The organism is Paraburkholderia sp. WS6 (genome assembly GCF_030464835.1).
GTDB lineage: Bacteria > Pseudomonadota > Gammaproteobacteria > Burkholderiales > Burkholderiaceae > Paraburkholderia > Paraburkholderia madseniana.
The window spans coordinates 81,751-94,294 of the sequence record NZ_JALQCK010000032.1; the positions used below are offsets into that span (position 1 = coordinate 81,751).

At 61.8% G+C, this 12,544-nt stretch carries 13 protein-coding genes; 7 read left to right on the forward strand and 6 right to left on the reverse strand.

The features are described 5' to 3' along the window. Positions 1-23 precede the first annotated feature (23 nt). Positions 24-1,457 (reverse strand): argininosuccinate lyase, encoded by a 1,434-nt coding sequence (argH, locus tag M0D64_RS30750; RefSeq protein WP_266260542.1) that lies wholly within the window; start codon positions 1,455-1,457, stop codon positions 24-26. A 114-nt stretch (positions 1,458-1,571) separates the two neighbouring features. Between argH and M0D64_RS30755 the strand changes: the two genes are divergently transcribed. After that, entirely contained in the window at positions 1,572-2,450 is an 879-nt protein-coding gene (locus M0D64_RS30755) for a LysR substrate-binding domain-containing protein (RefSeq protein ID WP_266260543.1), read from the forward strand. A gap of 10 nt (positions 2,451-2,460) precedes the next feature. Here the strand turns inward: M0D64_RS30755 and M0D64_RS30760 are convergent, their stop codons facing one another. From M0D64_RS30760 to M0D64_RS30775, 4 genes are all read right to left on the reverse strand, one after another. After that, complete coding sequence (locus tag M0D64_RS30760) at positions 2,461-3,315, reverse strand: ABC transporter substrate-binding protein (protein WP_266260544.1); 855 nt, start codon at positions 3,313-3,315, stop codon at positions 2,461-2,463. 70 nt (positions 3,316-3,385) lie between these two features. Then, positions 3,386-4,780, reverse strand: a complete 1,395-nt coding sequence (locus tag M0D64_RS30765) for an MmgE/PrpD family protein (protein ID WP_266260545.1) — start codon at positions 4,778-4,780, stop codon at positions 3,386-3,388. Beyond that, entirely contained in the window at positions 4,777-5,697 is a 921-nt protein-coding gene (locus M0D64_RS30770) for a polysaccharide deacetylase (protein ID WP_266260546.1), read from the reverse strand. Before M0D64_RS30770 ends, M0D64_RS30765 begins: the two co-directional genes overlap by 4 nt. Beyond that, a complete protein-coding gene (locus tag M0D64_RS30775; protein ID WP_266260547.1) occupies positions 5,694-6,581 on the reverse strand; it encodes a polysaccharide deacetylase in 888 nt (295 codons plus the stop codon). The genes M0D64_RS30770 and M0D64_RS30775 overlap by 4 nt, the downstream gene beginning before the upstream one ends. A gap of 320 nt (positions 6,582-6,901) precedes the next feature. On the opposite strand from M0D64_RS30775, the gene M0D64_RS30780 reads away from it, so the two are divergent. Further along, entirely contained in the window at positions 6,902-7,789 is an 888-nt protein-coding gene (locus M0D64_RS30780; RefSeq protein ID WP_266260548.1) for a LysR substrate-binding domain-containing protein, read from the forward strand. A gap of 192 nt (positions 7,790-7,981) precedes the next feature. After that, positions 7,982-8,749, forward strand: a complete 768-nt coding sequence (locus M0D64_RS30785; protein WP_171927323.1) for an SDR family oxidoreductase — start codon at positions 7,982-7,984, stop codon at positions 8,747-8,749. A gap of 59 nt (positions 8,750-8,808) precedes the next feature. Here the strand turns inward: M0D64_RS30785 and M0D64_RS30790 are convergent, their stop codons facing one another. After that, positions 8,809-9,702, reverse strand: a complete 894-nt coding sequence (locus M0D64_RS30790; protein ID WP_266260549.1) for a LysR family transcriptional regulator — start codon at positions 9,700-9,702, stop codon at positions 8,809-8,811. A gap of 194 nt (positions 9,703-9,896) precedes the next feature. Between M0D64_RS30790 and M0D64_RS30795 the strand changes: the two genes are divergently transcribed. Genes M0D64_RS30795 through M0D64_RS30810 form a run of 4 tightly spaced genes read left to right on the forward strand, consistent with a single transcriptional unit; the run spans position 9,897 to position 12,543 of the window. Then, positions 9,897-10,286 (forward strand): nuclear transport factor 2 family protein, encoded by a 390-nt coding sequence (locus M0D64_RS30795; RefSeq protein WP_266260550.1) that lies wholly within the window; start codon positions 9,897-9,899, stop codon positions 10,284-10,286. A 32-nt stretch (positions 10,287-10,318) separates the two neighbouring features. Continuing rightward, on the forward strand, positions 10,319-11,218 hold the full coding sequence (locus M0D64_RS30800) for an NAD-dependent epimerase/dehydratase family protein (protein WP_266260551.1): 900 nt from the start codon (positions 10,319-10,321) through the stop codon (positions 11,216-11,218). After that, positions 11,215-12,045 carry an SDR family NAD(P)-dependent oxidoreductase gene (locus tag M0D64_RS30805; RefSeq protein WP_266260552.1) on the forward strand — a complete coding sequence of 277 codons (831 nt, stop codon included), beginning with the start codon at positions 11,215-11,217 and terminating at the stop codon, positions 12,043-12,045. The genes M0D64_RS30800 and M0D64_RS30805 overlap by 4 nt, the downstream gene beginning before the upstream one ends. Before the next feature lie 24 nt (positions 12,046-12,069). Beyond that, positions 12,070-12,543 (forward strand): nuclear transport factor 2 family protein, encoded by a 474-nt coding sequence (locus M0D64_RS30810; RefSeq protein ID WP_266260553.1) that lies wholly within the window; start codon positions 12,070-12,072, stop codon positions 12,541-12,543. Position 12,544 lies beyond the last annotated feature (1 nt).

A 12,544-nucleotide genomic window follows, 5' to 3' on the forward strand; every position in this document is an offset into this window, starting at 1 on the left:
TGCCGCCCGATCGTTTGAAACGCTTACCATGATGGCCCCCTGTAGTCGGCCGCCCACGCGGTCTGCTTGTCGATCGCCGCACGCAGCCGGGTGATCTGCTCTTCCACGCGTGCCGGCGCCGTACCGCCGTAGCCGCTGCGCGCGGCCACCGCCGCTTCGAGCGTTACGTGTTCCAGCACCGACGCCTCCAGCCGCGCATCCACCTGCGCCAACGTCGCCACCGACACCTCGCCCAGCTCGATGCCCTGCTCTTCACACGCCCTTACCAGCGCGCCAGTAATCTCGTGCGCCTCGCTGAACGGAATACCGCGCAGCGCGAGCCAGTCGGCCACCTCCGTGGCGAGCGTGAAACCCAGCGGCGCCTGGCGGCGCATCTCGCCCACGTTCACCTGCATCGTGCGGATCATGCCAGCCATCGCGGGCAATACCAACTCCAGCGTGTCGATGCTGTCGAACGCGGCGATCTTGTCTTCCGCCAGATCGCGGTTGTACGCGAGCGGCAGCGACTTCAACGTCGCCAGCAGGCCGCCAAGATTGCCGATCAGTCGCCCCGCCTTGCCGCGCGTAAGCTCCGCGATATCCGAGTTCTTCTTCTGCGGCATGATCGAGCTGCCCGTGGCGTAGCCATCGTCCAGCACGACCCAGCCGAACTGGCGCGTCGTCCACAGGATCACTTCCTCCGACAGCCGCGACAGATTCACCGACAGCATGCTCGCAATGAACACGAACTCCGCCACGTGATCGCGTGAAGCGACGGCGTCGATCGAGTTTTCGCAGGGTGCGTCGTAGCCGAGCTCGGTGGCTGACAACTCCGGGCTGAGGCAGATCGCCGAGCCCGCCAGCGCTGCCGCGCCCAGCGGCGAGCGCGCGCTGCGCCGGTCCCAGTCCACCAGGCGATCGACGTCGCGGTAAATCGACTGCGCGTGCGCCAGCAAATGATGCGCGAACACGACCGGCTGCGCCGGCTGCAGATGGGTAAAGCCCGCCGTCACGCTGCGGGTGTGCGCATCGGCCTGTTCGATCAGTGCGTTCTGCAAATCGATCACCGCGTGCGCCAGCGTGCGTGCCTTGTCGCGCAGGAACAGGCGCAGGTCGTTGGCCGCCTGGTCGTTGCGCGAACGGCCCGCGCGCAGCTTGCCGCCGGTAGCGCCCAAACGTTGCGTCATTTCGCGTTCGAGGAACGTGTGCACGTCCTCGTCATCCTGCGACGGTCCGATCTCGCCTGCAAGGTACTGCGCTTGCAGCCTGTCCATTTCGCCCAGCAGTTGCTGCAATTCTTCTTCGGTCAGGATCTGAGCGCGGCGCAGTTCCTGCGCATGCGCGCGGGAACCGGCCAGATCGTACGGCGCGAGCCGGAAGAAGCTCGGATCCGAACGCGATAGCGCCTTGAGCGCCGCCGACGGCCCCGACTTGAAACGCCCGCCCCACAAACGCTCGATCGGTTCAGAAATATTCATCGCTGCTAGTCCCCTCCGTTAAGTTGACTCCACTGTACGTATCCAGTTTTTCTTCTTGTAGCGAGAATTAAATTCCGTTCAAATGAAATTTTTCTCAGCATCTCTTCTCACCTCATGCGAAACCGCCTGCCACCGCTCAATCCTCTCCGTGCGTTCGAAGCCGCCGCGCGGCGCTCGAGCGTGGCCGGCGCCGCGCAGGAGCTGCATGTGACCGCCAGCGCGGTCAGCCATCAGATCCGCATTCTCGAAGAGTCACTCGGCGTTACGCTGTTCGTCAGATCAAAGGCGCGCGTGAAACTGACGCGCGAAGGCGAGGCCTTGCTGCAGCCCGTCAAAAGCGCGTTCGACATGATCGCCAACGCCGTCGTCAAACTGGACTCACCCGAAATGGCCGGCGATCTCGTCGTGTCCACGCCGCTGCTGTTCACCTCGCGCTGGATGGCCCGGCACATCGGCGAGTTTCTCGACCAGTACCCGAGGATCAATCTGAAAGTGATCCCCTCCAACGACGACCGCGAGGTGTATTCGCCAGATGTCGACATATGCGTGCGCTACGGAGAAGGCCGCTGGCGCGATCGTCACGTTTCGCTGATTACGCATCCGGCGCTGTTTCCGGTTGTCAGTCCCGCTTTGATGAACGGGCCCAACGCGATCCGCAAGACCGAGGATCTCGCGGGCAAAGCGCTGTTTTGCGAGCATTCGGGATCGTGGATGCGATGGCTCGCGCATGCGTCGGCCGACAAGCTCGAAGGCATCAGGATTCTTGAAATCGGCAATGCGCATATCGGTATCGAAGCGGCGATTCACGGTCAGGGTGTGGCGCTCGGCGACAGTTTCTCGGTGCGGGACGACCTGATGGACGGCACGCTGATTCGGCCGTTCAGCATCACCGTGCCGTCGAGACACGCGTATTACCTGGTGTCCCGGCAGGAGCTGTCCGATACGCCGCTCGTGTCGGCATTCGCCATGTGGCTGAGCGAGAACGTGGAGTGACCCAGGTGCTTCAATGGTCCTTCGCACCGTTCATCGTCACCTGCTGAACCGCGCTCGATTGCAGCCCCCACTTCGCCACGATCGCACTGTATGTGCCGTTCGCGACCAGTTTGTCGAGCGCGGCCCGCACCGCATCGCGCAGCTTCGCGTTGGACTTCGCAAAGGCGATACCCTCAGGCGAAGCCGCGAACGGTTCGCCAATGGGCTTGTAGGTGTTCGGTTCGAGCTTCATTGCGTACGGCAGGGTCTCGCTGCCCTGCACGCCCGCCACGATTCGCCCTTGCTTCAACTGCATACGTGCGGATGAAGTGTCTTCCGTACCCACCACCGTGATCGGCGTCTTGCCGACGCAGTTCTTCGCACTCCATGCTGCGGTGTCCGCCGGGAACGACGTGCTGCGGCTCGTGCCGACCGCCTTTCCGCACAGATCCGCCGACTGGCGGATCTCGCCGCCATGCGCGCCAGTCAGAATGTAGAACTGTGCGCCTGAATTTAGGTAATCGAGAAAATCCGCCGTATCGCGGCGCCCCGGCACGTCGCTCAATCCGCTCAGCACCATGTCCACACGCCCGGTAGCGAGCGAGGGCAGCAATTGTTCAAACGCCGACTCCTGCCAGTCCAGCTTGACGCCGAGTTGCTTTGCAATCGCATTGCCGAGGTCGATATCGAAGCCGGTCAGTTCGCCGCTCTCCGGGTCTTTGTATTCCATCGGCGGGTAGATCGAGTTCACCGCGACCTTGATGACCTTGGCCTTGGCGATCGAATCAGGCAACGCTTGCGCATGGGCAGCAGCGCCGAAGAGAAAGGTCGACAGACAGACTGCCATCAAACGGGACGCAGCGCGCAGCGGGTTCAGCTTGGACATGGAGGACATACCTTTAAAGAATTGAACGCTTGTCATCGAAACCATTGAGTTTCCGTCACGGCCTGTCGCGCTACCGCAGCGCGGGTTTAGCATCGGCGTCGCCGCCAAGCCACGATAGAAGCGTGCGCGCGTCGGCGAGATTGTCCAGATCGAGTACCGCATCGGCAAGCGCATTCGCCGACGTGTCGTCGAGCGCCATGGCGGCCAGGGCGTGGTACTTCGACAGCAAGTCCGCATCCAACAACGGATTGCGCGGATCGCCGAGCGGCGTGAGCACCTGCTGCGAGCGCGGCATCTCATCGGCGATCGTGAGCGTGACGACGGGCTCGTCCAGATCGGACATCGCTGGATCGACTTCGAGCGTGATGCGCTCCATCATCGCAATCATGCGCGGATCGGTTCGCGCAGCCTCGAGATAAGCGGCAATTCCCGCGTGGCCATAGACCAGCACCGAAGCAACCGCATACGGCAAACTCATTTGCGACGAGGCCAGATTGCGCAAATCGCGACCGCCGCACATGCCCTCGACGAACGCGCTCAATCTGACGTGCACGCTGGATAGCCTGTCCGGGTCACATTTGATGTCACGCAGCAGGTCGAGCGTGGCATCCACCGCTGCATGCGTGCTGCGGCACGAGGCGTGCGGTTTGATCGAGCAACGCATGATCTTCCACGTGTCGCCCAGTTCGTGCAGCAAGGCTTCGGGCTTCTGCGTGTCGGGAGCGAACGCATTGAAGAAGCCGCCCCATACGTCCGCGAACACCTGCGTCGGGCCGGTGACGTTTTCCCTCGCCAGCAATGCCGCCAGCAGTCCACCTTCTGCCGCGCGGCCGGTGTGCATGCGCTTCGTTTGCGACGCGTCGTGAATGAAACCCCACAGGCCGCCGCTGAAGCTGCCCGCATGGCCGAATGCGGCGCCGGTTTGCACGGCATCGAGTCCGAGGAGGCGCGCGCTTGCCGCCGCCGCGCCGAACACGCCGCAGGTCATCGTCGAATGCCAGCCGCGTGCGTTGTGCGGCGAATATCCGCCGCACGCTTCGAGCACGCGCCTGCCGACGTCATAGCCGAGCACCACTGCCGCGAGAAATTCACGCCCCGACACCGGCCGCGGTGAGCAGGCAAGCGCTGCGAATGCCGCGGGCAGCACGACGGCGCCGGAATGATCGCAGCCGCCGGAGTCGTCGAGTTCCAGCGCATGTGCCGCGACACCGTTGACGAAGGCTGCGCTGCGCGGGCCGAGCGACTGCCGCGTGCCCCACACCTGGGTGACGCCTTGCCCGTCCCCGGACATGACCGCCCGCGCGCTGCGCGACTCCAATGCCACCGCACCGGCCAGCGACGCGCCGAGCGTGTCGAGGATATGCCGCTTGGCCTTATGGACGACGGCAGCAGGCAGCGCGTCGTTGGGTACGCCGGCGACGAACGCCGCCAGTTGCTCCGACAGCGACAGATCACGCGCGCTCATCGTGCAGCCTCCCGATGCCTTGCAAAAACCTCGACCGGATGACCGGGTTCGTTAGCGTCGACGTTCTGGCGCCACCAGGCCGCCACTTCCGCGCCCGTTGCGAACCACACGTCGTCGTGCGAACGCATCTCCGCTAGCAACTCGCGCAACACGTCGATACGTCCCGCCGTCCCGATGAGCTCCGGATGCAGCCTCAACACAAAGCACAAACCGAAGCGGCGGAACGCCGCGAAATCCTGCTTCCAGTTCGCCAGCACTTCCCGATACGAGGGAATCCGTGGCTGTCCGACCGGTACTGCAGGCGACAGGTTGTAGACGAAGTACGGCTCGTCTTCGAGTTCATAGTGAAGCGGCAGTTCGATCAGCGGCGGCGTGTCGGCAGCCATCACCTTCCCTGCGTTTGCATTCGCGTCCGGCAGATGAAAATACGGCAGATCGTCGCCGCGCCATGAAGACGACCACGTGACCCCTTTGCTGCGAAGAAAGTCCGCGAAGCCCGGCGCCCAATTGCCGTAGAAGGAACGAAAACCCTGCACGCGCCGACCGAGCGTGTCGACGAGTGCCTGCTGACCGGCAAGGAAGGCTTGTCGTTGCTCATCGAACGTGAGTGTGTCGAAGTTCTCGCAGCGATATCCGCTCGTGCCGATTTCGTGTTGCTGCGCATCGATACGGCGTAGTAAATCTGTGTGAGTTTGGGCAACGCGTCCGGGCAAGAACCAGCTCGAACGGATATCGAACTCATCAAACGCGTCGAGCACGCGATCCACGCCTCGTTTAGCACCATAGCGCCACACCGAAAGCGATTTCTCGCGGCCGGCGATACGCGGCTCCTGAGTCAGGATGCCGTGTTCGTCGTTGAAGTCGACCGTGACGACCACTGCGCAGCGCGCGTTGTGTGGCCAGTGAAGTGCATTCATGCGCTGAACTCCTGCGCGTGTTCCGACGTATTGTTATCGAGCCACCATTGCGCGACGTCGCGGCACGTGGCGAACCATACGTCGCCTTGTGCGTGCATGTGATCGATCAGTCTTTCTAGCAGCGCAATACGGCCAGGTTTGCCGGACACCTTCGGATGAAACAGCGTGGTCAGGCAAAGCCCGTCGCGATGCGAGCCGTCGAATTCACGACGCCAGTTGTCGAGCGTCGCGTCATAGCTCGCAATGCGATCGAGACTCGCCGGAAAATCCGGGTTGCGGTGATAGGCCAGCGACGCATAGTCGTCGAGCTCCCAGCGGCCCGGAATTTCGACCATGGGCTCGGCGATGCCCTCGGCGTGCAGCAGATAAGGACGATCGTCGCCCCGCATCGAACTCGAATAGCGCACGCCGGCTTCCATCAGCACGCGAATCGTGTCCGGCCCCCAGTCGCCCGACGGCGTGCGAAAACCAACCGGCTGCATGCCGAGATACTTGGCGAAGACTTCCGCGGAGCGTTCCATCACTGCGCGTTGGCCGTCACGATCCAGGGTCCAGAAGGCCTCGTGCCGGTAGCCGTGGTAAGCGATCTCATGGCCACCCGCGATAATCGCCGCACATTGATCCGGCCAGTTTTCGACCACCCAGGCCGGCACGAAGAAAGTCGCCGGCACGCGCCGTTCGTTGAGCATATCGAGCAGACGGCCAAGCGCGCGCCACGGGCCGTAACTGCCCAGGGTGAAATACGAAGGGTTGGTCCAGATCGAACCGTTGAGCATCGCATCGCCGGTCGGGCCATCGAGATCGAACGCGAGCGCGACGCAGGAACGGTGTCCTTCCGGCCAGCGCGGTGCGGTCTGGATAGGCTGGCGCTCGACATATTCCATTTGAGAAACGTTGCCCGGCTCCCCAGACGCACTTGCACGGTGTGCATGGCTTTGCGACGCGGGCATGCCCTGTTGCAGGGGCAACGTAACGGTAGATCGGACCAAACGAAAACTCCCTTGAACGCATTGTTCGACGCGGCGTCGATCCGGCGTTTCTGCCCGCTACGAAAGGCAAACCCGTTGCTCAGCGCCGGCGTCGCGGCACTCACTGCGAGGCTACTTCGGGGGTGGAAATCCGGATTCGTTGAAGGGATTTAAGAACGCCAATTTTCCGGCCACAAACGGTAAAATCTCATGGTTACCATGCGAGTTGTGCATAAATGAAGATCGAACGCTATCCTCCCTTCAACGTGCTGCAAACCCTGCTGGTGGTCGCCCGCTGCGGCAACTTCACGGCTGCGTCGCAGCAGCTGTTTCTCAGCCAAAGCGCGGTGAGCCGGCATATTCAACAGATCGAGGAGTATTTCGGTTGCGCGCTGTTCGTGAGGCACACCCGCATGGTCGTGCAGACTGCGGAGTGTCAACGGCTGGTGCCGATCGTCGAAGAGTTGCTGGCAACCGCGCGCCGCTCGATGCACATCACGAACTCCGGCGGCCAGACCATTACCCTGCGCGTCACGCCCACGCTGGCGGCGCGCTGGCTGCTGCCGCGCCTGACCGACTTCTATGCTGAAGTTCCAGGTACGCAGTTGAATATCGACACCGCATGGTTCCTGCCAACCAACTTCGGCGAAGGCACGCTCGACGCCGCGATCCTGTTCGGAACCGGCAATTGGGAAGGATTGGAAGCCACCTGTCTGATGCGCGAGAGATTGACGCCGGTCTGCTCGCCACAGATCGCCAGCGGCACGCCGCCGCTCGTGGAACCCGAAGATCTGAAACTCCACACGTTGCTGCATTCCAGCTTCGGTAGGCGAGGCTGGATCCTGTGGCTGCAGCAGGAAGGCAACCTTGCCGCGCATACGTATCGGGAGCAGGTGTTCGACACGCTGGACCTCGCATTCAGCGCCGCGGCACGCGGGTTGGGTGTGGCGCTGGGGGATCTGAACCTGGTCGGAGAGAATCTCACCAGCGGCTCACTGGTGACGCCGTTCAAGCGCGTGGTGGAGACCGGGGCTGGATATTACCTGGTGCATCCGCCGCGCAATGAATACCGCGAGAAATTGAAGCCGCTTCTTCGGTGGTTGCAAGCGAGCGTCGGGGCGTAGTCCGCAGCCGTGCGCGTGTTTCACAAGCACGCGACATCGGTTCGGACAACTTGTCCGCACTGTCAGGAACCCCACCCTCCTTCATCTTTCGAGGCAGAGCCGCTACCTTTGCGACATGCAAACCGACCCCGACCACGGGCTTGTGCATGCGCTGGTACGCCCTCGTAGCCCGTCATGAATGGAGAACTCAATATGTCCAGTACGCTCAGAACTTACGTCATTACAGGTGCAGGATCCGGCATTGGCCTCGCCACCAGGCAGCTACTCGAGTCGCAGGGCCATCGTGTGATCGGCGCGGATATTCGCAATGCCGAAGTCGTTGCGGACCTCGGTACACCTGAAGGACGCACTGCTCTCGTCGAGCAGGTGACAAAACAAAGCGGTGGTTCGATCGACGCAGTTCTCGCCGTGGCGGGTGTCGATATTGCCGGCCCCGCCACCGCAGCAATCAACTATTACGGCGCCGTGGCGACGCTGCAAGGACTCCGGCCGCTGCTGCTGAAGTCGTCGGCGCCTCGCGCCGTGGCCGTTTCCTCGATTACCTCCGTCCACCCTCATGATGAGCAGCTCCTGAACATGCTGCTGAACGGCACGGAAGAACAGGCATTGGAGCGGGCACGAGACGCGAGTTACGTCTACGCGACCACCAAGCGAGCGCTATCACGATGGATCCGGCGCAGTGCGATCAGTGCGGACTGGGCCGCCTCGGGGATACCACTGAATGCGCTCGCACCAGGACTCGTCAAGACCGAATTGCTGGCGCGACTTTTCGAAGACCCCGATAAAAAGCGCGCTGTTAGCGCCGGCACCCCAATGCCACTCGGCGGTCCGTACGAGCCCGTGGCGGCTGCCGAGTTCCTTGCCTGGCTCGCCAGCGAAAAGAACGGCCATATGACCGGCCAGACTATTTTCATCGACGGCGGCGCCGATGCGGTGATCCGTGGAGATTCGGTCTGGTAGATCGCTGGGCGATCTATCCCGGGAAAGCCTTCGCTACGACATGCACTGTTCATCCGCGATTAACGCGCCCTCCCGAGCGGCACGTGCTCGCTGATGAAATCGATGAACGCTCGCAGCTTTGGCGTGATATGCCTGCCGGACGGCCACAACAGTTGAAAGGTGTTGTGGTCGGTCGTGTACTCGTCCAGAACTGTCACCAGCCTGCCGTCATTGAGAGCGTCGCGCACCGTGAAGTCCGACATGTAGGCAATGCCGAGACCTTCCAGCGCGAAGCACAGGCGCGCCTCATTGGTGTTGCACGTCACCGTCGTGGCGAGTTGCGCTTCGGCTTCGTCGGCATCGTGCCGGAGTTGCCAGACCTGCAGTTTGCCCGTGTTCGGCATGCGGAACTGAATGCAGGTGTGTTCGGCGAGTTCCCTCGGATGCACCGGCTTCCCGCAGCGCTCGAAATAATTCGGCGCGCCAACGAGCAGCATCCGGAAAGAGCCCAATCGCCGTGAGGTCAAACGGGAATCCTCAACGTCGCCGCTGCGCACGACAGCGTCGTAACCCTCTTCGATCACATCGACCTTCCGGTTGTCGAAATCGAGATCAAGTTCGATCGCAGGATAACGCCGCTGAAAATCGGCAAGCACAGGCAGAAATGGCTCACTGATCATGGGCAAGCCGATGCGCAGTCGCCCTTTGGGGACCGCCGATGCCTCGGACAACTCGGCCTGCGCCGCGTCGAACTCCGCCAGAATGCGCCGCGCGCGTTCGACAAACATCTCGCCCTCGGCCGTCAACGTGACGCTGCGTGTGCTTCGATGAAACAACCTGACGCCGAGGCTCTGCTCGAGACGCGTCACGCTCTTGCCAATGCCAGAAGCGGAAACACCCAGAATGCGGCCGGCAGCGACAAAGCTGCGTGTCTCGGCGGCCTGAACAAACACATTAAGCGCAACGCTATCCATAGTCTCGCAGCATCCATTGCGCGGACACATTGTCCGCTCTATCGGGAACTCTACCCTACTTAATTCACGCCTGAAAAGCCGTTACTTTTGCATGGCAGGCAGGACGCGAACGCTTTGCCTCGTAGAGGTCACGACCTCTATTTCCGTCGAATTGAATATGCAGTGGTAGCACACCGCTGCCTGAACAGGAACGCATGATGACAACCGGACCCGACCTTTTCGATCTCGCACGCAAGCTCGAAGACACACGATGGCAGTTACTACTGAATGCCGATGCTAACGCGCTGACCGATCTTCTCTCCGACGAGCTGCATTTCGTGCATTCGAGTGGCCTGAAGGACGACAAGACGGCTTACCTCGACGCCGTCCGGGCGGGAGTGGTGATCTACCGAAGCGCCAATAGCCGCATCGAGACAGTCGTGCCCCTTGGCGACAAATCGTTCGTCGCGAATGGTGCTCTGAAAATGGAAGCAACCGTGCGTGGAACAGAACGGAGTCTCCATTCGCTCTTCATGGTGGTGTGGCGCCGCGAGCAGGAAACATGGCGGCTTGTCGCGCACCAGACCACCTTGCTGCCGGCTTGAGCAGTTAACTACGTTATCCAAAGGAACAGATCGTGAACATTTTTATTACTGGCGCCAGCGGTTTCGTCGGCGGCACTGTCGCCCGTCGCTTGCTCGCCGCAGGTCACAGCGTTCGCGGATTGATACGCGACGCAAGCAAAGCCGAATCGTTGAAGGCACTAGGTATCGAACCCGTGATTGGCAGCCTCGAAGACAGCAGTCTGCTGACGCGGGAGGCCCAGCAATCGGAAGGTGTGATTCATGCTGCTGACAGCGACCATCGGCCAGCGATCGAAGCCCTTATCGAAGGACTGCGGGGCTCCGGCAAGCCATTGCTGCACACCAGCGGTTCGAGTGTGATCGGCGATGACGCACTGGGCAATCGCGTTTCCGAAGCTATCTACGACGAAGACACACCGATGGTCGTAGAGCCGGTCAAGCAACCACGTCGCGACATTGAACTGCGGGTGCTCGCCGCCTCCGCGGAAGGTGTGCGCGCCGTGGTGATCTGCCCGAGCAACATCTACGGCAGCGGCACAGGACTCAATCCGCGCAGCGTGCAGATCCCGTTCCTGGTTGACGACGCGCGCAAAGGCGGCGTGGTGCACATTGTCGGACAAGGCGTGAATCGCTGGTCGAACGTCCATATTGAAGACGTCGCCGAACTCTATTTGCTCGCGCTGGAGAAAGCGCCGGCCGGCGCGTTTTATTTCATCGAGAACGGCGAGGCGTCGTTCGGTGAAATTGGCGATGCGATCGCGCGGCGTCTGAAGCTTGCGCCGGTTCAATCATGGACCGTGGAGCAAGCTACCGAGCGTTGGGGCAAAGTCCATGCGCACTACACCTTCGGCTCAAATAGCCGTGTCCGCGCAAAGCGTGCCCGCAAGGAGCTCGGCTGGACGCCGCGCCATACGTCGGCACTGGCCTGGATTGAAGAGGACATGCCGCTATGAGCAAAGTCTGGTTCATCACCGGCAGCGCCGGTGGCATCGGCGCCGGCATTGCGCGGGCAGCGTTGACTGCGGGTGACGAAGTGGTTGCCACCGATCTCGACCTTGAACGACTGCAGCAGGTCTATGCAGCGAACGCAACGCACGTTCTGACAGCGCAGCTGGACATTCGCGACGCAGCGCAGGCCGAGGCCGCCGTGGAAGCCACCCTCGCCCGTTTTGGCAGCATCGATGTGCTGGTCAACAACGCGGGCTATGGTCAATTCGGACCATTCGAGGAAATCGAGCCCGAGGCGATCGAACGGCAGTTCGCCACCAACGTATTCGGCACCTTCAACGTCACCCGGGCGGTATTGCCGGTGATGCGCCGGCAACGTGCAGGGTTCGTGATCAACATGTCTTCTAACGGCGGTTTCAAGGGGGTCCGTGGTGCCTCGATGTATTCGGCCACCAAGTTCGCCATCGAAGGATTCTCCGAGGCTCTCGCGCAGGAAATCGCGGACTTTCGTTTAAAGCTCACCATCGTCGAGCCAGGCGCCTTCCGCACCGACTTTCTCGACGACCGTTCGTTAAAACGCGGCACGCACGCCTTGAGCGATTACGCCGATTTCCGGGCCAAGGCCAATGCGGTGTTCGAAGCCCGCAATCACAACCAGGTCGGCGACCCCGACAAACTTGGCCGTGCGTTAGTCCAGATCGCTAACGAAACGGACCCGCCGCTGCGCTTCGTCGCCGGCGCCGATGCGCTCAAAGTTGTAGACGACAAGCTCAAAGACGTTGCCGTCGAGGTGGAGCGCTGGCGCCAACTGTCCCGCTCCACCGACTTCTAAATCGCCCATCACAGGAAAGATCTCATGAACGTACAAACGCTGGACTCACGGCTCGATGCGTTAGAAAGCCGCTTTGCTCTTGAACGGCTGATCGCAGAATACGCTCAGGCCTTCGACAACCATGACGAAGATCTGTTGCGTGGCATATGGCATGAGGGCGCGCTTCTGTCGCTCGGCGACGCCTTCGGCAACTTTGAAGGCGTCGAAGCGATTCTCGACTCAGCCCGGCTGAACTGGCAGAAAATGCCCCACATGCATCACTGGATGGCCAACCCGTTGATCGATATCGACGGCGATACGGCGACCGGCCGGGCTGCCGTCGATTGCCTGTGCACCCACGTCGAATTGGGCCCGGTGCAAATCAGCGGCCTCTACCACGACCGCTTTGAACGTCGCGACGGCCGCTGGGCGTTCGTCGAACGCCGTTTCGACCTTCATTTCCTCACACCGCTCGCCAACTGGACACCGGTTGCGGGCAGCGAGAGCGTCAAACCGTAGG